Origin of the sequence: Streptomyces sp. NPDC047315 (assembly GCF_040643215.1) — a bacterium.
Lineage (GTDB): Bacteria > Actinomycetota > Actinomycetes > Streptomycetales > Streptomycetaceae > Streptomyces.
The window spans coordinates 229219-248735 of sequence record NZ_JBEYTZ010000006.1 but is presented as its reverse complement, the minus strand read 5'-3'; the positions used below and the strand labels follow the sequence as shown (position 1 = coordinate 248735).

The window sequence follows — 19517 nt, the reverse complement described above, 5'->3', positions numbered from 1 at the left end:
AAACGGCGGCTCCGTCCAGGCGCGGAACCTCGCGGGCACGGCCTAGGCCGGTAGGCCCCACCGCGGTGCCGGTGCGTTCGGCGCGACCGGGGCGATCCGGAAGTCCGGGCGGTCGCCGCGCCGCGCGACGAGCGCGGTTCCGCCGCGCGTCAGCTCGATCCGGATCGCCCCGTCCTGCGCCGCCTCCCACCGCAGGGGGCGGCCGTGGGCGTCGGTCACCTCCACCGGGCCGTCGATCCCGTGCCGTACGACGCACGGCGCACCCGCCTCGCTGCGCAGCCGCACCCAGCGGGTGCGGCCGTCCTGGCGGACCGCGCTCAGCAGGAACGCGCCCTGGGTGCGGAAGTCGTGCACCACCACGTCGCGCCAGAGCGCCGGGAGCGCGGGGAAGACCCGGATCACCCCGCCCCACGACTGGCACACCATGTCGTGCACCGACTGGGACGCCGACAGCGGCGTCTCGATCACCGGACCCGACTCCTTGTACATGGTGTTGGGCTGGATGTACCGGGCCATCAACTGCTCCAGGTAGCGCAGCGCGTCCTCGCCGGAGCCGAGCAGTGCGGACATCGAGGCCGCGCCGGTGAAGGTGTAGCCCTGGAGGGCGCCCTCGAAGCTCACCCAGTGGTCCAGGGACCGCTGGATCAGGGCGCGTTCCTCGGCGGTGCGGCCCGTGACCTCGTACAGCGGGTAGACCGCCAGCAGGTGCGAGTAGTGCCGGTGGGACTTCGCGAAGGGGACACCCGCCCCGATCATGAAGCCGTCTCCGTCGACCGGGTACGGCACCAGCTTGGTCAGCACCTCGCGCCAGCGCGGTGCCAGCGGATCGGCGATCCGCAGCTCCTGCGCGGACTCCAGCAGGGTGCGACAGCCCCAGCGCAGCAGCATCAGGTCGTAGTTGCAGTCGGGCGCGTCCACGCCGTACTCGGGGGAGAAAGTCGGCGGCAGGTGCAGCTTGCCGTCCGGGCCGGGGGAGAGGAAGTGCAGGTAGTACGAGACCGCCCGGCGCAGCAGCGGGAAGAGGGTGTCCCGCAGCAGCGCGCGGTCCAGGGTGTGGCGGTAGGAGAGCCAGACGTTGTGCAGGGCCCAGGTGAGGTTGCCGACCTCGGGGGTCGGCGGGTTGCGGCCGGGGACGCCGACGCCGTAGCCGTTGCCCGGCGGGGTGGCCCCGCCGTTGACGAGCCGGGTGTCGGTGGTGCGGGGGACGCCCGCGCAGTCGGCCCGGTACGGGGGCGCGACCTCGGCCGTCAACTGCTCGCGGTACTCCCCGAGGGCGCGGCTGACCGCGTCCAGCTCCAGGTGGTTGGAGCCGTGGATCAGCCAGTACTCCAACTGCACGTTCAAGTTCCACCAGGTGTTCGGCCACGGAGTGGGCTCCAGCCAGGGGCCGCACGTCGCCATCACGGGGGCGTCCCGGCGCGCCGCGGAGGCGACCTTGTAGAGCTGGATCCAGTAGAAGCGCTGGAGTCGGGCGTCGGGCAGGGAGAGGAAGCCCTTCCGGTAGAAGCGGTCCCACCAGGTCCGGTGGGGGCCGGCGAGGGAGTCGTACGGGGACGTCGACGCCCGGCGCACCGTGGCCAGGGCCCGGACGCGGGCGGTCGTCCGCGGGAAGGAGTGGGCCACCGTCACGTACAGCGTCCGGCGCGGCGGTCGGTCCGCGTTCGGAGCCGTCGTGCTCGCGTACGCCGTCCCGCCCCCGTACGGCGTCGTGCCGTGTGCGTACGGCGTCGTACGGTCGGTGCGCTCGCGCCAGGCGGTGACGTGCTGGCCGCCGGCGAGCAGCGGTTGCACCGCGGCCGTGACCGCGCCGTGCCGTTCGACGACGGCCGGCGGGTTGCCCGTGTAACCGTCGGGCAGCGGGCGGAAGGCGGCGCGCGGACTGATCGCCTCCGCGGGGTGGAAGACCCAGCGGAAGCCCGCCTCGCCGGTCGAGGGGGCGACCTCCACGGCCAGCACGGGCGAGGTGGCGTGGACGAAGGCCCGCAGCCGGAGTTCCCCGGCGGTGGTGGTCACCGTGCCCGTGAGTTCGGCGCCGTGCAGGCGCAGCCGCCAGTCGACCGCGGTGATCGTGCCGACGGGCTCCAGGGTGAAGTGGCCGATCGGCAGCCGGGCCAGCCCGAAGAGGGAGCCGAAGCGCGGGCGGTGGTCCTGGACGCCGGAGTGCTGGACGTTGAAGCGGACCGCGTTCGCGCCGCCGGGCTCGGCGTAGATGCCGGAGCCGAGGTGACCGTTGCCGAGGAAGGGGCCCTCGTACCAGGTCTTCGGCAGCCGGTGCCAGACCAGGTCGGCGTCGTCGAGCACGGTGCGCCAGGGGTCGGGGGCCAGCGCGGCGCCGTCGGGCGCGGCCCGGACGGGCAGGGCACCGGCGGCGGGGGTGGCGGCGGCGGTCAGCGCCGCGGTGCCGGAGGCGAGGACGGTTCTCCTGGACGGGGCGGGCGGGGGTGCCATGGAGCCTCCAGTCGTCCCAGTGAGCCGGCTTGGGCGCGCCGGTGAGCGAACGGGGCAGGGGCGGATGAAGGCGCCAGTCATCCGAGCTCTGTGTAGCGGAAGGTAGGGAAGGGAGTGAAGCGCGTCAATACAGCAGGGAGAGATCCGATGTGCGGGCGCGTATGTGAACGGTGGTGACGGAAGCCGCACACGGCGGGGCTTCCGAAAGGCACGCGCTAGCCCCAGATGACCGCGCCCAACCACGCCCCCACGACGAGTAGACACCCCAACAGCTCCACCAACACGCTCGTCCCGGCCGCGCGCATCGCCGTGCGCGTGGCGGCGGCGGCTTGGCCGTGGCCGCCCAGGCGGCGTCGCTCGCACAGATAGATGCCTCCGACGAAGCCCACGACGGCACCCACCACCGGCACCACGAAGAACCCGACGATCCCCCCGGCGCCCGCCCAGGCCGCCGTACGGCGGCTGGCCCCGGAGTCACGGATGCGGCGCGCCGGCAGCAGCCAGAGCACCACCTGGACGATCAACAGGAGGGCGGTCGAGCACACCAGCAGCACCCAGGCCAGCGCGGTCTGCTCGTGCAGCGACCACCAGAGCATCGCGGCCCACACCAGCCAGCGGCCCGGGACGCCCGGGATGAGCACCCCGACGAGCCCGAGCAGCATCACCAGGCCCAGCAGCAGGAGCTGCCCTATGCCGCTCATCTGCCCAGCGTGCCGGATGCCGGGCAGCTCCGCCGCCCGAGATCCGTCCCGCCCCGACCCCAGGCCCGCGGGGCCCTACGAGGGCAAGCGGGTCAGCCAACCGTTGGCGTGGGCGTGCCAGCCGAGTTGGAGGCGGGTACTGACGCCGCTCAGCTCCATCAGGCCCTTCACCCGCCGCTGGACCGTCCGCAGGCCGAGGTCCAGGTGCTTGGCGACCCGCGCGTCCGTCATCCCCGCCAGCAGCAGGGACAGGATCTCCAGGTCGGTCGCGTCGGGCCGCACCGGCGTCTCCTCGACCGCGGCCCCCTGCGCGCCGCTCCCGCCCGCACCGCCGAGCCGCAGCGGCACCGCGTCCCGCCACACCGCCTCGAACAGGCCCAACAGCGACTCCAACAGCCCGCTGCCGTGCACCACCAGCGCCGAAGGCTCGCCCAGCTCCCGCAGCGGCACCATCGCCAGCGCCCGATCCGCGATCACGAGCCGGGTCGGCACGCGGTCGGCCACCCGTACCTGATCGGCCCGGCCGAGCGCCGCCGTCACCCCGTGCACCCCGCCGGGCGCGGACAGCCGCTCCCGCGCCACGACGACGCGATGCGCAACGCCCGGCGCACCGGGACCCCCGTCCGCCCCGTAGCCCACCGGGTCGCCGGTGGCCAGGACGCACACCTCCGCCACCGCGCCGAGCCCCAACTGACGGAAGCGCTGCGCCACCGCGCCGGCGCCCGTCACGATCTCCACCAGATCGTGCACCGCGGGCTCGGCCGCCTCCGCCCGGTACGCCTCCGCGAGGTGCTCCGCCGCCCGCTCGGCCTGCTCCAACTCCTCGCGCTGCCGGGTCAGCAGCGCCCCGAGCGCCACCGCGGGCGGCGCCGCGACCCAGCGCCCGAGCCGCGCCGACGACTGCGCGGCCAGCCCCTGCCGTTCGAGGTGGCGCAGGGTCCGCTCCGTATCGGTCCTCGGCAGCGCGAGCCGGTGCGCGAGGTCCGAGACCTCGGCCGCCCCCAACGCCACCAGAGCCCGATAGGCGGACTCCTGCCTCTCGTCGAGACCTATCGCTCCCAGCACCAGACCCCGCCCCTCCCCGGACACCTGCGAACGCGTCCCGCCAGCCGCCGCGCTGACCGCGTCGAGCCTTCGCATTCTCCCGGCACACCTCACTGTGCCAAGGCGGCCGGGTCGAAACACGGTCGTCGGCGGGCGCGTCGCGCGTTCGTGACACTTATAGCTTTTCGACAAGCGCCGTTTTCCCGCGGCCCGTGCGGTGGAAAATATGGGCATGAGCCAGCAGGGGGAGCAGCCCACCGACGCGGCGGACGACTGGTGGAACCGGTTGTACGACGAGTCCGCCCTGGACACCGGCCGTCCTGCGGCCCGTACGGACGACGCAGTCGACACCCTCGACGACCGCTTCGCCTCCGCCACGGACGCAGTGTCGGAGCCCGTGCCGGCCGAGGAACCACCGGCCGCACCGCCCGCATCACCCGCACCGTTCACGCCATCCGCACCGGCTCCGCCGCCTGCTCCGTCCGCTCGGGCCGTGGTGCTCGACGAGCCGTCCGCCGCGTCGGACCCGGGGGCCGTGCGCCCCCGGGCCTGGTGGGAGGCCGACCCCGCCGACACCCTCGACGACCCCGAGTTCACCGCCGGGGAGCCGTCGCGCTCCGCCGAGCAGCCGCCTCACCTGGCCCGTACGACGACGGTCGACTTATCCCCGCCACCGCCGCCCGCAGTGGCGGCCCCGCCGCGGCCACCGGACCCCCGCCGCCCCGCCGACGCGGCACCCGCCCGGCCCGGCGCGGGCAGCCCGTGGGACGAACCGACACCCCCGCCCGTCAGCGCACCGCCCGTCAGCAAACCGTCCGCCGGCGCACCGTCCGTCCCCCGCGCCCGCAGGCCCGCCGACGCACGGCCCCACCCCGGATACGTCGGCGACGGACCGCCGACGTACGACGCGGAGCCCACCGCGCTGCCCGCCGCCGACCCCGACGCCGTCGAAGAACTCGTCGCCGACACCGTCCTGGACGGCGCGCACTACGGCGGCCTCACCCTGCGCGCCGCGTCCCTGCGCGGCGACTCCGCCCGCTACCGGGGCGAGCCGAGGCGCGACGCCCTGCTCACCGCCAGGTTCGGGACGGGCAACGGCGCACTGGTGCTGGTCGTCGTCGCCACCGGAGCCCGCGCCGCCGAAGGCGCCCACCGGGCCGCCGCCGACGCGTGCCGCTGGATCGCCGCGGCCGTCGGGCGCAGCCACGCCCGGCTGGCCGAGGACATCCGCGCCGGTCGGCGCGGCGACCTCAAGTCCGGGCTGCACCGGCTCACCGACCGCAGCCTCGGCAAGCTGCGGGCCACCGCCGCCGACCTGGGCGTGCCGCCCGAGGAGTACACCGCCGCGCTGCGCTGTCTGCTGCTGCCCGTCGACGCCCAGTGCCGCACCCGGGTCTTCTTCGGGGTCGGCCCCGGCGGCCTCCTCCGGCTCCGCGAGGGGGAGTGGCAGGACGTCGAGCCCCAGCCCTCCGAGGCGGCGGCGCCCACGGCCGGGGGAGAGCCGTCGGCCGGGCCGTTCCGCTTCCGGGCGTCCGTGGCCCGCCCCGATGACGTCCTTCTGCTGTGCAGCACCGGACTGGCCGATCCGCTGCGCGACGAGCCGGCGCTCACCGCCGAGCTGGCCACCCGCTGGGGCGCCGACGAGCCCCCGGGCCTGGCCGCCTTCCTCACCGACGTCCAGCTCAGGGTGAAGGGGTACGCCGACGACCGCACGGCCGTCGCCGTGTGGGAGTCCGGCGAAGCCACCGGGCGGGCAGGCGGGTAGCCGGAGTAAACGGGAGGCGAAATGCGGCGCGGCGTGGGTTGATGGATCTTCGGACCGTCAACGCGAGGAAGGGCACCCTCCCATGGCCAAGCAGAACGTGGCGGAACAGTTCGTCGACATCCTCGTCCGGGCGGGGGTGCAGCGCCTGTACGGAGTCGTCGGCGACAGCCTCAACCCCGTCGTCGACGCCATCCGCCGCAGCTCCTCCATCGACTGGATCCAGGTCAGGCACGAGGAGACCGCCGCCTTCGCGGCCGGTGCCGAAGCCCAGATCACCGGCAAGCTCGCGGCCTGCGCCGGCTCCTGCGGCCCGGGCAACCTCCATCTGATCAACGGGCTGTACGACGCCCACCGCTCCATGGCCCCGGTGCTCGCCCTCGCCTCGCACATCCCCTCCAGCGAGATCGGCCTCGGCTACTTCCAGGAGACCCACCCCGACCAGCTCTTCCGGGAGTGCTCCCACTACAGCGAGCTGATCTCCAACCCCAAGCAGATGCCCCGACTGCTCCAGACGGCGATCCAGCACGCCATCGGCCAGAGCGGTGTGAGCGTGGTGTCCCTGCCGGGCGACATCGCCTCCCAGCCGGCGCCGGAGAAGACGGTCGAGCACGCCCTGGTCACCTCCCGCCCCTCGGTCCGCCCCGGTGACGCGGAGATCGACAAGCTGGTGGCGATGATCGACGCGGCCGACCGGGTGACCCTCTTCTGCGGCAGCGGCACCGCCGGGGCGCACGCCGAGGTGATGGAGTTCGCGGAGCGGGTGAAGTCGCCCGTCGGCCACGCGCTGCGCGGCAAGGAGTGGATCCAGTACGACAACCCGTACGACGTGGGGATGAGCGGACTGCTCGGCTACGGCGCGGCGTACGAGGCCACCCACGAGTGCGATCTGCTGATCCTGCTGGGCACGGACTTCCCGTACCAGGCGTTCCTCCCGGACGACGTGCAGATCGCCCAGGTCGACATCCGCCCGGAGAACCTGGGCCGCCGCTCCAAGCTGGACCTCGCGGTCTGGGGCGACGTCCGGGAGACCCTGCGCTGTCTGAACTCGCGCGTCCGCGTCAAGAACGACCGCCGCTTCCTCGACAAGATGCTGAAGAAGCACGCCGACGCGTTGGAGGGCGTCATCAAGGCGTACACCCGCAAGGTGGACAAGCACGTGCCGATCCACCCGGAGTACGTGGCGTCCGTCCTCGACGAGCTCGCCGACGAGGACGCCGTCTTCACCGTCGACACCGGCATGTGCAACGTCTGGGCCGCCCGCTACATCTCGCCCAACGGCCGGCGCCGGATCATCGGATCCTTCAGCCACGGCTCGATGGCGAACGCCCTGCCGCAGGCGATCGGGGCGCAGTTCATCGACCGTGGCCGCCAGGTGGTCTCCATGTCGGGGGACGGCGGGTTCACCATGCTGATGGGCGACTTCCTCACCCTGGTCCAGTACGACCTGCCGGTGAAGGTGGTGCTCTTCAACAACTCCTCGCTCGGCATGGTGGACCTGGAGATGCTGGTCGCCGGGCTGCCCTCGTACGGCACCCACAACCAGAACCCGGACTTCGCGGCCATCGCGCGGGCGTCGGGCGCGTACGGCGTACGGGTCGAGAAGCCCCGGCAGCTCGCGGGCGCCCTCAAGGACGCCTTCAAGCACAAGGGGCCGGCCCTCGTCGACGTGGTCACCGACCCGAACGCGCTCTCCATCCCGCCGAAGATCAGTGCCGAGATGGTCACCGGATTCGCGCTCTCCGCGAGCAAGATGGTCCTGGACGGCGGCGTCGGACGCATGGTGCAGATGGCCCGTTCCAACCTGCGCAATGTGCCCAGGCCGTGAGGCCGGCGACTGTCGCATCGGACGTAGACGACATCCGCCCACTGCGGGAAAAATCCCCTCCCCGCGCAGCTTGACCACTTCGTCATGCGTGGCCCGCCCCTGATCAGGGCAGGGCTCTCGTGGAATGGTTCGACACGGAGAGCCGTGTCCGGAGGTCCGATGTCAACGGGTGGGGATGATGACTGGGCGTCAGGGAGGGGTCGGCTCCGCTGCAGAGGGAGCCGACAGGTACGGGGGCCAGCCCGCAGGGGTCCGGGGAGGGGAGCGGCTGCACCGGCGCATGGGGTGCGGCGATCTGAAGGCCGTGCCGGAAGTGCGGCACGGATTACGCGAGTTGTTGGGGCGCTGGGGCGGCCGGGAGGCCGCCGACGTGGCCGAGTTGTTGGCGAGCGAACTGGTGACCAACGCACTGATCCACACGGACCACGGAGCCGTGGTCACGGCGACGGTGGGGACGTCGACGCTGCGCGTGGAGGTACGGGACTTCGTCGAGGGGTTCCCGGAGCCACCGTCAGCGCTGACCGCCGTGGGCGGGCCGGCTGCCGGCGCGGGCATCTGCACGGGAATCGGCACGGGCGTTGGCAACGCTTCCGGCGCCGGCAACGCGTCCGGCACTGGCGGCACTTCCGACACCGGCAACGCGTCCGACACAAGCACAAGGACAAGCACAAGCACCGGCTTCGACGAGGCGGAGGCCATGCCGGACCCGGACCTCCTGGAGACGCACGGCCGGGGCCTCGCCCTGGTGCAGAGCCTCGCGGACTCCTGGGGCGTCCACACCCAACGCGCCGGCAAGGTCGTCTGGTTCGAACTGAACGCGCTGTCGGCCTGAGCGCCGGCGGCAGCCGCACATGCCGAAGGGGCGGTCCCGGTGGTTTCCCGGGGCCGCCCCTTCGGCATCACTGACGGTCGGTGCTCGCTCGTCGCCCGACAGTCCGGCCTCCGCTCAGCCGAACTGTTGCTCCAGATCCTTCAGCTTCCGCTCCAGCGAGTCCAGTTTGGGCAGCGTCATGGTGTCGTCCTCGGCCGTGAGGTCGACGACCTTGGCGTCAACGGGGGCCGGGGCCCCGGCCTGAAGGGAGGGCATGGATCGAAGCGGCGACAGTCCGGTTTCTATGGCAGGCTCCGCTACGGGTTTCGCACCCTCCGACAGGGCCGTGGCCGAACTCCCCGAGGCGCTGGAGCTCGCTCCGACGGCCGCGCTGGACGTCAGCACGGGCAGGTCTGGCTCGGGCAGGACCCGACCGCGGCCCCAGGCGCGGTGCGACCGGTTTATGGCCTTCAGCCGCGCGCGCTCCAACTTCGCGTGCTCACGGGAACGCTGCCGGTTGGCTTCCTTCGCCGCCCGGTCCTCGCGGACCTCCTCGACCGCCTCGTCCAGCGTCCGCACGTTCTCCAGCAGCATCAACGACCAGGCGTTGAAGGTCTCGCGGGGAGCGCGCAGCCACCGGACGACCCGGATCTGCGGCAGCGGGCGGGGCACCAGGCCCTGCTCGCGCAGGGCAGCGCGACGGGTCTGCTTCAGGGCGCGGTCGAAGAGGATCGCCGCGGACAGCGACATGCCGGCGAAGAAGTGGGGCGCGCCCGCGTGGTCGAGGCCGCGCGGGGCGTGGACCCAGTTGAACCAGGCCGCCGCACCCGCGAACATCCACACCAACAGGCGGGAGCCGAGGGCCGCGTCACCGTGGCTGGCCTCACGCACGGCGAGCACCGAGCAGAACATGGCGGCGCCGTCGAGCCCGAACGGGACCAGGTACTCCCAGCCGCCGGACAGGTTCAGGTTCTGCCGGCCGAAGCCGACCAGGCCGTGGAAGGAGAGCGCGGCTGCGACGGCGGCACAGCAGAAGAGCAGGACGTAGGAGGCCGTGGCGTACATGGCTTCCTTGCGCCGCCGGCGCTCCTCGCTGCGCTCCCAGGAGTCCTCGGGAGCGGCCTTGGTGGCCTTCTTGCCGCGCTGGAGCACGACGATCGCGATCAGCACTCCCACGAGCATCACGCCGCCGGGAAGCAGCCAGGAAAGCGATATGTTCATAGTGAATGGCGTCCCTTACATCTGCATCGCGGTAGGGCGTTTCAGCCGCCATACTGACCGAAGTCCGGGCGATCCCAGGGGTTTTCGTGGCAAGAGAACGCCAATGGGGCCATACGGCATACGGATAGGTGGGTTTAACTCGAACTGCCGTGCGGGCAGCGGGAGTTGCGTACGTTTTATATCACCCGGAAGGGGGGAGTGGCATCCGGAGCGTGACAACCGTCCTGCGCCGGTGGATCAGGCGCTCGGCAGTAGCCGCGCCACCCGGTCCGCATCGCAGGTGCGGGGGCAGGTGACGCAGGTGTCGTCGGGCCGAAGTGTATAGAACAGGCAGCAGCTCGCCCGGTCCCGGGTCGCCAACTGCTCGCCCGCGGGCCCGTGCAGCATGCGGAAGCCGGGCGTCCCGACGTACGGTTTGGCCACCGGCGTCCCCGGCAGCAGCATCTGAAGCTCCGTCATGGCCCGGGCCTCCTCGTCCGGGCCGAGCAGGCTGGCGACGTACCAGAGGCCCTCGACGACCTCGTCCGTGACCATGCCCCACAGCGCGCGCCGGCCGCGGCGCATCCGCGGGCCGAAGCCGTCCAGGAGGGGGCCCAGGTGGTCGGCGACGGCGGTGCGCACCTCGTCGCGCAGCGCCGCCTCGTCCGGGACGACGCGGGCGCCGGGCAGCCGCGCGGCCGGGTCGCCGGGCAGGCAGGCGAAGTCGGTGACGCGCAGGGTCAGCTGACGGAGGGTGCGCTGGTAGGCCACGCTCGACGGCGGCAGGTGGGGCACGCGGCGGCGCAGGAACCACGGGACGGTGATCAGCAGCAGCGCCGGCCAGGCGTAGCGGTGCAGGCCGAAGGTGGCGATGACGTCGGAGCGGGCGTCCTGGCCGTAGTCGCGCCGGAGCTGGTCCGCGTCCCAGGTGAGGAAGGCGTCGAGCGCGGCGCCCCCGGCCGCGAGGTCGTCGCCGCCGACCCAGCCGTCACCGCACGGGGTGGGGTCGCCGGGCCCCAGCTCGCGAATGCCCAGCGCGGGGTACACCTCGGCCAGTTGGGCGTACGCGTCCTGGACCGGCGAGGTGAGCGCTGGCAGCAGCGAGGGCAGGGTCATGGAGGGCCGCCGAATCACGATCGACTTCAGGTAAGGCTTACCTTACCTGAAGGAGGTGCGGTTTGACGTCCTGCCCGGTCCGCCTATCGTGCACACAGAGCACCGGGCGCGCGAGTCGGGCCCGGCGAACGGTGTGGCGCGGGCGCAGGAGGGGGCGCGATGGAGCGGGCTGCGGCTCAGCCCTCGGCGGGAGGCCGGGCGCGTTCCGCGACGGGTCCCCCCGGGGAAGGCCCGGCGGGGAGCGGCGGAACGCGGGGGCGCGGGCCCGGGGCGGAGGCGTCGGGGCGGGCGCCGTCCGTGCCGCTTCCCCGCTCCACCTCCGCGCCGCGCGTACCGGAGCAGGCGGGCCGGGCGGCAGCGGCAGCGGCGGGGCCGCAGGACGGCACCCACGGCACCGCGCAGGGCCCCGCGGCCGGGAAGGGCGTCGTCGCCGTACGACGCCACCTGGTGCGCGAACAGATCCTCCAGGCGCTGCGCGCCGCTCTCGCCGGCGGCGAACTCGTCCCCGGCGAGGTCTACTCGGCCCCCGCGCTGGCGGGTCGCTTCGGGGTGTCGGCGACGCCCGTGCGCGAAGCCATGCAGCAACTCGCCGCCGACGGCGCGGTGGACGTCGTGCCCAACCGCGGCTTCCGGGTCGCCGTCCGCAGCCCCCGCGAACTCGCCCAACTCGCCGAAGTGCGCGCCTTGATCGAGGTGCCGGTCGTCCTGGAGCTGGCGCGCACCGTCCCCGGCGAGCGCTGGGCCGCCCTGCGCCCGCTGGCGGACGCAGCCGCGACGGCCGCGGCCACCGGCGACCGCGCGCGGTACGGGGAGGCCGACCGCGCCTTCCACCGCGCGGTGCTCGCCCTGTCCGGCAACGACCAACTGGTGGCCGTCGCGGACGACCTGCACCGCCGCTCTCAGTGGCCGTTGCGCGCGGCCGGTGCCGACGGTGCCGCCGTGGCCGGGGGGCGGGCGGCGCTCCTCGCCGACGCGGCGGAGCACGGCGCCCTGCTGGACGCGCTGACCGCCCGCGACCTGACGGCGGTGAGCCCCCTGTTCCGAGGCCATTTACGGCCCGTGTGACGGGCCGTGTGGCCGTCCGGGCGACCCTGGCCCGGACGGGCCGGTTCGGGTTCGGAAGGTGGCGTCGTACGCCCTCAGGGCGGACCGGACGCGGCCCGGGCCGTGCCCGGTGGGTCAGGCCGCTGGCTTCGACGGCGTCGTGGTCGACCGGTCCGTACGGCCCTGACCGTCCGTCTGGGTGGGGAACGCGGGGGCCAGCCGGTCCGCCAGCCACACCGGCACGCCGCCCAGCAGCCGGAACAGCCGCCGCGCCTCGGCCAGCAGCCGCCCGGCCTCCGGCTCCGGCTCGCAGTCGGCGAGCGCGGCGAGCGCCGGCGCCACGCCGATCAGATAGCCCAGGTCCACCCGGATCCGCAGCGCCTCGGCGAAGCCCTGCTGCGCTTGGAGCAACTCGCCTTCTCTTAAGGCGAGTTGGGCCTGGTGATGATGGGTGAAGGAGAGCAGGAGCACGTCGCCCTGGGCCCGGGCGCCCTCGTGCGCACGCTGGTACGCGGCGCGGGCGGCCTGCGGCGAGTCCGCGATGTGCTCGGCGACCAGCCCGCGCCGGAAGTCCAGCAGCGGGCGCTGTGGCGACGTCGGGGACAGCAGGGCCGCGGCCCGGCCGAGTGCGGTGCGGGCCTCGTCCGCCCGGTCGCGCACGCCGAGCGTGGTCGCCGCGTAGGCCAGCCGTCCGCGTTCGCAGGCGGCGCCGCCGCGCTCCTCGTCGTCGCGGGCGCCGGCCTCGGCGATGCGGAGGGCGTCCTCCGCGTCCGCCCACCCGTCGGCGGTGAACATGCACCGTTCGACGAGGAGTCCGACCCGCTCCAGGGCCGCGGCCGGCTCCGCCGCGTGCGGGGCGAGCAGGGCCGCCGCATCGGTCCAGCAGCCGCGGGAACGCAGCCGCCACACCGCGGTCTGGAGTGGGTCGTCACCTGCTGTGGTTCCGGAACCAGACATGGCGGAATGCGCCACTACGCCCTCCCCGAGCACGCCAGCGAGCTGTTGAGTATGGGGAATCTCAGCATGGATCGGGCTGCCTGGCCAAGGGGTTGAGTGAATCAATTCACAATCTTTGGAAGGCGTGCGGGCAGCGGGACGACCACGCCCCGATGAGCCCCCGATGCGCGGTCGGGGGCTCATCGGGGCGTGGCTGCGCGGGCCGTGTCCCGTACGGCCCGAAGGGGTTCCCGGTCCCGTGTTCGAGCTGCTTCCGGCCGGTTCTCGATGATGCGGCCGACGCGCGGTCGAACGGATTTCGGCAGGGGCGCGGGATGGTTTTCGCGGTTGCGTTCGGCCGGTTTTCGACGGCAGTTCGAGGGGCGGTGCCGCGGGTGGCCGGGCGGGCTTTCAGGAGTGGTGGAACGTGCCCTCGCCCGCCGTCGACACCGTCACCCGATCGCCGGGGCGGAACTCCGGGGCGCCGGACGAGCGGACCGTCACCCGGCCGACGTCGGGGACTTCCAGCAGGAACAGGGCGTCGTGGCCGTGGAAGCGCACCTCGGTGACGCGGCCGTGGGCGCCCGGCGCCGCGTCGTCCGTGTCGGCTGCTTCGTCAGCGGAGCGCAGGCGCAGTTGCTCGGGCCGCAGGACCACGGTGCCGCTGCCGCGGGCGCCGCCTTCGACCCGTACGGCTCCCAGCGCGGTGGTGGCGGTGCCGGCGTCCGCCGTGCCGGCCAGCAGCACCGCGTCACCGACGAACGACGCCACCCACGGGTCGATCGGCCGGTGATAGAGCTCCTCGGGGGTGCCGCACTGGGCGATCTTGCCGTCGCGCACGACGGCCACCCGGTCCGCGGTGGACAGGGCCTCCTCCTGATCGTGCGTGACGAGGACGGCGGTGGCGCCGGCGGTGCGCAGCGCGGCCCGGACGTCGGAGCGCAGGCCCGCGCGCAGGGCGCTGTCGAGGGCGCTGAACGGTTCGTCGAGGAGGACCAGCGCGGGGCGCGGGGCGAGCGCCCGGGCGAGGGCGACGCGCTGCTGCTGGCCCCCGGAGAGCTCGTGCGGCATCCGCTCGCCGTACGCGCCGAGCCCGACGAGTTCCAGCAGCTCCGCGGTGCGCTCGGCCCGCTCGGCGCGCTTGGTGCCGGTGAGGCCGAACGCGACGTTCCGGGCGACGCTCAGATGCGGGAAGAGCGCGCCCTCCTGGGCGACGATGCCGACGCCGCGCCGCTCCGGCGGCACGTGGACGCCGGGCCCGCTGACGATCCGCCCGCCGAGGGAGACCTCGCCGGAGTCGGGGGCGACGAAGCCGGCGACGACCCGCAGCAGCGTGGTCTTGCCGCAGCCGGACGGGCCGAGGACCGCGGCCAACTCGCCCGCGCCGACGGTGAGGTCCAGGCCGTCGAGCACCCGCTCGCCCCGACCGTACGAGCTGGTCACCGCGGTGATGCGGAGATCCGTCATGAGCGCCTTCCGAGCAGATAGGAGGGAACGGCCGCGATGAGGACGATGGCCGCGGCGTACGGCGCGGCGCCGGCGAAGGCGCCCGCGCCCGTCTCGGTCCACAGCCGGGTCGCCAGCGTGTCCGTGCCGGTGGGACGGAGCAGCAGCGTCGCCGGCAGCTCCTTCATGATCACCACGAAGGTGAGGGCCGCGCCCGCGCCGATGCCGGGCGCCGCCAGCGGGACGGTGACCTCCCGCAACACCTGCAGCGGGCTGCGGCCGAGCGAACGCGCCACGTCCTCCAGCACCGGCGGGGCCTGGAGCACGGCCGCCCGGGCGGAGGCCACGGCGACCGGCAGGAAGAGGACGACGTACGCCACGATCAGCAGCGGCAGTTCCTGGTAGAGCGGATACGCGTACCGCACCGCGAAGAAGACGAGCGCCAGGCCCACCGTGATGCCGGGGACCGCGTGCCCCGCGTACACGGACTGCTCCAGCAGCCGGGCCAGCCGGCCGCGGTGGCGGGCGGAGAGCACGCCGACCGGGATCGCGAGCACCGTGGTCACGGCCGCTCCGACCGCGGCCACGGTGACGGTGGTGACCGTGGCGGACAGCAGCTTCTCGCCGTCGAAGCCGGAGTTGCCGACGGTGAGCCAGTAGCCCAGGGTGGCCAGCGGGAAGGCGACGGATGCGGCGGCGACGCCGGTGCACCACGCGAGCGCGGGCGCGGTCCAGGCGCCGAGGCGCAGCCGCACGGGCGGCCGGGCGCTGCCCCGGCCGGTGCGGGCGTGACCGGCGCGGCCTCGGGTGCGGTTCTCGGCCAGCACCAGCAGCACGGTCATGACGACCAGCACGCAGCCGAGCACGGCCGCCGGAGTGCGATCGAAACTGGCTTGATAGGACGCGTGGACGGCGCGGGTGAAGGTGTCGTAGCGGGTGATGGAGACCGAGCCGAAGTCGGAGAGCACGTACAGCGCGACGAGGATCGCACCGCCGGCCGCGGCGGGCCGCAGCTGCGGCAGGGTGACCTGCACGAAGGTCCGCAGCGCGCCGTGCCCCAGCGAGCGCGCGGCCTCCTCCTGCGCGGGGTCGATGCCGCGCAGGGTCGCCGCGACCGGCAGGAACACGTACGGGAAGCAGGCGAAGGTGAGGGTGATCGCCGCACCGGGCAGCCCGGCGAGCGACGGGGCCGCGGAGATCCAGGTGAAGGCGGCGACGTAGCTCGGCACGGCCAGCGGCAGCGTCGCCAGCACGGCCCACGCGCGGCGGCCCGGCAGGTTCGTACGGACCGTCAGCCAGGCCAGGGAGATGCCGAGCAGCAGGGATCCGGCCACCACGATGGCGGTGAGCTGGAGGCTGCGGCCGAGGAGTTCGAGGGTGCGCTGCTCGGTGACGATGCCCCAGGCGAAGCCCCAGCCGCGTTCCATGGCGCGGACGCCGAGGTAGCCGAGGGGGAGCAGGGCGAGCAGGGCCGCCGCGGCGGCCGGGAGCAGGAGGACGAGCGGAGGCGTACGCCGACCGGCTGCCGCGCGGGGCGCGGCAGCCGGGGTGCGCACGGGCCGGGAGGTGTGCGTGCTCATGGGCGCGTGAGGACGGGGCTGGCTCAGACCATCCCGGCTTCGCGGATCATCTCCAGCGTCTTCTGGAGCGAGTCCAGCTCACCGAGGTCGATCTTCGGGGCCTTCAGCGAGGCCAGCGGCGGGAGGTCCTTGACGGGCGAGACGACGCCGGCGGACAGCGGGTACTCCTTGGTCTCCGCCGCGAAGTACTGCTGGGCCTCGTCGGAGAGCAGGTAGTCGACAGCCTTCTGGGCCGCGGCGCTCTGGCCGCCGTTCTTGAGGACACCGACGCCCGCCACGTTCACCAGGGCGCCCGGGTCGCCGCCCGGCAGGAAGTGGATCTTGGCCTTGAGCTTGTCGGCGCCGACTTCGGCGGCCTTCTCGTACCAGTAGTAGTGGTTGATCAGGCCGAGGGAGACCTCGCCGGAGTTGACGGCGTCGAGGACGGCGCCGTTCTTGTCGTAGGGCTTGGCGCCGTTCGCCTTGAAGTCCTTCAGCCACTTCTGGGTGGCGTCGTCGCCCTTCAGGACGCGCATGCCGGTGACGAACGCCTGGAAGGAGGCGTTCGTGGGCGCGTAGCCGACCTTGCCCTTCCACTCCGGCTTGGTCAGGTCCATGACGCTGTCCGGGGCCTTGGGGGCCTTCTCCGGGTGGTACGCGATGACGCGGGAGCGGCCGGAGACGCCGACCCAGTCGCCCTCGCCGCCGCGGAAGGCGGCGTCCACCTTGTCCAGGGAGTTCTTCGGCAGCTCGGCGAGAACGCCCGCCTTCGACAGCGCGCCGAGGGCGCCCGCGTCCTGCGAGAAGAACAGCCCGGCCTTGGTCTTCTTGCCCTCTTCCAGGATCTGGGCGGAGAGCTCGGCGCTGTCGCCGTAGCGCACCTGGACCTTGGTGCCGGTGGCCTTCTCCAGCTTCTCGATGATCGGGGAGATCAGCTTCTCGTTGCGGCCCGAGTAGATGACCAGCTCGTCGGAGCCCTGGGCCTTGGCGTCGCCGTTCTTGCCGTTCTTGTCGTCGCCGCTGCCCTTGTCGTCCGAGCTGCCGCAGGCCGCGAGGACGGGGAGGAGCAGTGCGGACAACGCGAGTGCGGTGCCGCGACGAAGGGACGGACGGCGCATGGGGGCCTCCTGGACAGCCCGCGGCGCTCGGGGGGACCGGTCGTCGCACGGGAACACAAACGGAACGGTCCAATAAATATGGTGAGGCTTTCCTAACTGTCAATTTTCAGCCAGGTTGGAGATTGGCCGATGGCGGGGGTTTTGGTGCGCTCTGGTGGCTGTTCGTGGCGTTTTGTACGCCCCCTGGCTGTGATCGGATCGTTGGCATCCGGTCAGGCGGGGCAGGGTGTGTGGCGGGGTGTGTGGGTGTGTGGCGGGGGCCTCAGCCCATGCGGAGCGCGAGGAAGAAGTCCAGCTTGTCTTCCAGGCGCGACAGGTCGCGGCCCGTGAGCTGTTCGATCCGTCCGACCCGGTACCGCAGGGTGTTCACGTGCAGGTGCAGCCGGGCCGCGCACCGCGTCCACGAGCCGTCGGACTCCAAGAACGCCTCCAGCGTGGGGATCAGCTCGGCGCGGTGGCGCCGGTCGTAGTCCCGCAGCGGGTCGAGCAGGCGCGCGGTGAAGGCGCGGCGCACGTCGTCCGGGACGAACGGCAGCAACAGGACGTGCGAGGCCAACTCGTGGTGGCCGGCGGCGCACACCCGGCCGGGGCGGGCGGCGGCGACCCGACGGGCGTGCCGGGCCTCCTCCAGCGCACCGCGCAGGCCCTCGGCGGAGGAGACCGCGGCGCTCGCCCCGATGGTCAGCCGTCCGTCGTCGCCGAGTCCGGCCGACAGCGGCTCGCGGACCGCGGCCAGCAGCGCGTCCGCGTGCAGTGCCTCGGCGGAGGCGGGGGAGTCGCCCACCGGCGGTAGGGCGGACAGCGGTACGAGGGCGACGGCTTCGTCTCCCGCGTGTGCGACGGCGAACCGGTCGGAGGCGTCGGCACCGGCCGCGGCCGGGTCGACCAGGACTTCCTCCAACAGGGCCTGCGCGACGGCGCCGGCGTCGACGCCGGCCGCGTCCGGGCCCCAGTCGACCCTGGCGACCACGATCTGCCAGTGCGGGGCGGTGTCCAGACCGGGCAACAGGACGGGGGCGGCCACCCGCAGCCGGGCGGAGACCTCGGCCGGCGCCGCACCGGTCTGCACCAACTCCAACACCTCCTGGGCGAGCCGGCGGCGCACGGTGCGGGCCGCGTCGCGGCGGTCGCGTTCGACGGCGATCAGCTGGGTGACGCCCTGGAGCAGATCGAGCCGGGCGGACGGCCAGTCGCCGGCGTCCGCCTCGACGGCGAGCAGCCAGTCGGACAGCACACTCTCGCGCACGTCGTGGGAGCCGGGGGCGGCGGCGCGGTCGGCGTGCTGGACGGGGAAGAGCGAGTAGACCGTGCCGGCCACGGTGGTGCGGTGCGGGGGGCGGTGGCCGGCACGGGTGGCGGACAGGTGCTCACCGGCGAGAGCGGTGCTCACTTCGGCGGGCAGTGCTCCGGCGGTGGTTTGGTGAGCGGTGCTCTTGGTTGTGAGCGGCGCTCCGGTGGCGGTTCGGTGAGCGGTGCTCTCGGTTGTGAGCGGTGCTCCGGTGGCGGTTTGGTGAGCGGTGCTCTTGGTTGTGAGCGGCGCTCCGGTGGCGGTTCGGTGAGCGGTGCTCTCGGTTGTGAGCGGCGCTCCAGCTTCGCGAGCACCGCTCTCGGTTACTGCTGTGGCTCCTGCACCACCTGTGACTGGTGTGCTGCCTGAGGTGGCAGTGCCTGAAGTGACGCCCGCGCCCCCTGTGCCTCCCGAGCCCCCTGCACCACTTGCACCCCCCACACCACTCACGTCACTCGGCCCGGCGATCTGCCGCCCCGTCGGCGACAGCACCCAGGCACGCAGGTCCAGGTCGGAGCCGAGGAGGTCGAGCACCACTTCGGGGCCGCCGCCCGTCGGGCCCGACGTCATCAGCCTCCGGTGCCGGTCCACCACCGCCGCCAGGTCCCCGGCCCGTTCGCCGGACACCTGGCGCACCACGTACTCCGTGATCGTCGCGAACGCCACCGACTCGTGCACCGCGAACAGCGGCAGCCGGTGCCGTGCGCATGCCGCCACCAGGTCGTCCGGGACCGCCCCCAGCTCCGCCTCGCCCGCCGCGAGCCCCGCCACCTGCGCCTGCACCAGGATCCGTACGAACGGCTCCGAGTCCTTGGGCGAGTGCCGCCACGCCAAGCCGGTGAGCACCAGCTCACCGCCCGACAGATAGCGGCTCGGGTCGCGCAGGTCGGTCGTCATCACCCCGCGCACGCCGCGGTCCAGCTCGTCCTCGCCGCCCAGCAGCCGCAGCCCCAGCGCGTCGTTCTCCAGCAGTGCGCGCAGCCGCATCCGTCGCCGCCGATCCCTTGTCCGTGGTGGCCCGTCGACCTCGGTGGTTCGCACCACCCGACCCACGAACCAGCCGTGGGAGCCGCCGCCACTCGTCCTGCTTCCTCTTCGTCTGAATCTACAAGACGCCTGTACGGACCAGCCAACTCCTTCATGTCTTCGGTGACTGCACCTGGTGGGGCGCCGCTTGTGTACTGGCCCCACAGCGCGTGAAACAGGACAGCGAAGC

Annotated in this window: 14 protein-coding genes; 4 read left to right on the top strand and 10 right to left on the bottom strand. The window is 73.4% G+C overall.

Features of this window, described 5'->3' with window-relative positions:
• Window positions 1-42: 42 nt before the first annotated feature.
• The 3 genes from ABZ842_RS09050 to ABZ842_RS09040 form a co-directional block, all read right to left on the bottom strand.
• Entirely contained in the window at window positions 43-2448 is a 2406-nt protein-coding gene (locus tag ABZ842_RS09050; protein ID WP_361534130.1) for a glycoside hydrolase family 95-like protein, read from the bottom strand.
• Window positions 2449-2663: 215 nt separating this feature from the next.
• A complete protein-coding gene (locus ABZ842_RS09045) occupies window positions 2664-3149 on the bottom strand; it encodes a DUF456 domain-containing protein (RefSeq protein WP_361534127.1) in 486 nt (161 codons plus the stop codon).
• Window positions 3150-3224: 75 nt separating this feature from the next.
• A complete protein-coding gene (locus ABZ842_RS09040; RefSeq protein ID WP_361534361.1) occupies window positions 3225-4214 on the bottom strand; it encodes a helix-turn-helix domain-containing protein in 990 nt (329 codons plus the stop codon).
• A 211-nt stretch (window positions 4215-4425) separates the two neighbouring features.
• Between ABZ842_RS09040 and ABZ842_RS09035 the strand changes: the two genes are divergently transcribed.
• The 3 genes from ABZ842_RS09035 to ABZ842_RS09025 all read left to right on the top strand — a co-directional run bounded on the left by ABZ842_RS09035 (window position 4426) and on the right by ABZ842_RS09025 (window position 8615).
• Complete coding sequence (locus ABZ842_RS09035; RefSeq protein ID WP_361534124.1) at window positions 4426-5958, top strand: protein phosphatase 2C domain-containing protein; 1533 nt, start codon at window positions 4426-4428, stop codon at window positions 5956-5958.
• An 82-nt stretch (window positions 5959-6040) separates the two neighbouring features.
• Entirely contained in the window at window positions 6041-7783 is a 1743-nt protein-coding gene (locus ABZ842_RS09030; protein WP_361534121.1) for a pyruvate dehydrogenase, read from the top strand.
• 124 nt (window positions 7784-7907) lie between these two features.
• Complete coding sequence (locus ABZ842_RS09025) at window positions 7908-8615, top strand: ATP-binding protein (RefSeq protein WP_361534118.1); 708 nt, start codon at window positions 7908-7910, stop codon at window positions 8613-8615.
• A gap of 114 nt (window positions 8616-8729) precedes the next feature.
• On the opposite strand, the gene ABZ842_RS09020 is transcribed toward ABZ842_RS09025, so the two are convergent.
• Both ABZ842_RS09020 and ABZ842_RS09015 read right to left on the bottom strand, forming a co-directional pair.
• Entirely contained in the window at window positions 8730-9815 is a 1086-nt protein-coding gene (locus tag ABZ842_RS09020; protein WP_361534115.1) for a DUF2637 domain-containing protein, read from the bottom strand.
• A 237-nt stretch (window positions 9816-10052) separates the two neighbouring features.
• Window positions 10053-10910 carry a (2Fe-2S)-binding protein gene (locus ABZ842_RS09015; protein ID WP_361534112.1) on the bottom strand — a complete coding sequence of 286 codons (858 nt, stop codon included), beginning with the start codon at window positions 10908-10910 and terminating at the stop codon, window positions 10053-10055.
• A 159-nt stretch (window positions 10911-11069) separates the two neighbouring features.
• Between ABZ842_RS09015 and ABZ842_RS09010 the strand changes: the two genes are divergently transcribed.
• Window positions 11070-11975 (top strand): GntR family transcriptional regulator, encoded by a 906-nt coding sequence (locus ABZ842_RS09010; RefSeq protein ID WP_361534109.1) that lies wholly within the window; start codon window positions 11070-11072, stop codon window positions 11973-11975.
• Window positions 11976-12089: 114 nt separating this feature from the next.
• Here the strand turns inward: ABZ842_RS09010 and ABZ842_RS09005 are convergent, their stop codons facing one another.
• From ABZ842_RS09005 to ABZ842_RS08985, 5 genes are all read right to left on the bottom strand, one after another.
• Window positions 12090-12911: a hypothetical protein gene (locus ABZ842_RS09005; protein ID WP_361534106.1), complete on the bottom strand. Its 822-nt coding sequence runs from the start codon at window positions 12909-12911 to the stop codon at window positions 12090-12092.
• A 390-nt stretch (window positions 12912-13301) separates the two neighbouring features.
• Window positions 13302-14357, bottom strand: coding sequence for an ABC transporter ATP-binding protein (locus ABZ842_RS09000; protein ID WP_361534103.1), 1056 nt, complete (start codon window positions 14355-14357; stop codon window positions 13302-13304).
• Window positions 14354-15916: an iron ABC transporter permease gene (locus ABZ842_RS08995; protein ID WP_361534100.1), complete on the bottom strand. Its 1563-nt coding sequence runs from the start codon at window positions 15914-15916 to the stop codon at window positions 14354-14356. Before ABZ842_RS08995 ends, ABZ842_RS09000 begins: the two co-directional genes overlap by 4 nt.
• 23 nt (window positions 15917-15939) lie before the next feature.
• Window positions 15940-17013 (bottom strand): iron ABC transporter substrate-binding protein, encoded by a 1074-nt coding sequence (locus ABZ842_RS08990; RefSeq protein ID WP_361534097.1) that lies wholly within the window; start codon window positions 17011-17013, stop codon window positions 15940-15942.
• A gap of 262 nt (window positions 17014-17275) precedes the next feature.
• The gene (locus ABZ842_RS08985; RefSeq protein WP_361534094.1) at window positions 17276-19288 is read right to left on the bottom strand and encodes a PucR family transcriptional regulator ligand-binding domain-containing protein; all 2013 of its coding nucleotides are present in this window, start codon (window positions 19286-19288) and stop codon (window positions 17276-17278) included.
• Window positions 19289-19517: the final 229 nt, after the last annotated feature.

Bases quoted from the DNA above. Each gene is read 5' to 3' on its own strand.
- ABZ842_RS09050 (WP_361534130.1), bottom strand. From the start codon at position 2,448: ATGGCACCCCCGCCCGCCCCGTCCAGGAGAACCGTCCTCGCCTCCGGC.
- ABZ842_RS09045 (WP_361534127.1), bottom strand. From the start codon at position 3,149: ATGAGCGGCATAGGGCAGCTCCTGCTGCTGGGCCTGGTGATGCTGCTC.
- ABZ842_RS09035 (WP_361534124.1), top strand. From the start codon at position 4,426: ATGAGCCAGCAGGGGGAGCAGCCCACCGACGCGGCGGACGACTGGTGG.
- ABZ842_RS09030 (WP_361534121.1), top strand. From the start codon at position 6,041: ATGGCCAAGCAGAACGTGGCGGAACAGTTCGTCGACATCCTCGTCCGG.
- ABZ842_RS09025 (WP_361534118.1), top strand. From the start codon at position 7,908: ATGGTTCGACACGGAGAGCCGTGTCCGGAGGTCCGATGTCAACGGGTG.
- ABZ842_RS09020 (WP_361534115.1), bottom strand. From the start codon at position 9,815: ATGAACATATCGCTTTCCTGGCTGCTTCCCGGCGGCGTGATGCTCGTG.
- ABZ842_RS09015 (WP_361534112.1), bottom strand. From the start codon at position 10,910: ATGACCCTGCCCTCGCTGCTGCCAGCGCTCACCTCGCCGGTCCAGGAC.
- ABZ842_RS09010 (WP_361534109.1), top strand. From the start codon at position 11,070: ATGGAGCGGGCTGCGGCTCAGCCCTCGGCGGGAGGCCGGGCGCGTTCC.
- ABZ842_RS09005 (WP_361534106.1), bottom strand. From the start codon at position 12,911: ATGTCTGGTTCCGGAACCACAGCAGGTGACGACCCACTCCAGACCGCG.
- ABZ842_RS09000 (WP_361534103.1), bottom strand. From the start codon at position 14,357: ATGACGGATCTCCGCATCACCGCGGTGACCAGCTCGTACGGTCGGGGC.
- ABZ842_RS08995 (WP_361534100.1), bottom strand. From the start codon at position 15,916: ATGAGCACGCACACCTCCCGGCCCGTGCGCACCCCGGCTGCCGCGCCC.
- ABZ842_RS08990 (WP_361534097.1), bottom strand. From the start codon at position 17,013: ATGCGCCGTCCGTCCCTTCGTCGCGGCACCGCACTCGCGTTGTCCGCA.
- ABZ842_RS08985 (WP_361534094.1), bottom strand. From the start codon at position 19,288: ATGCGGCTGCGCGCACTGCTGGAGAACGACGCGCTGGGGCTGCGGCTG.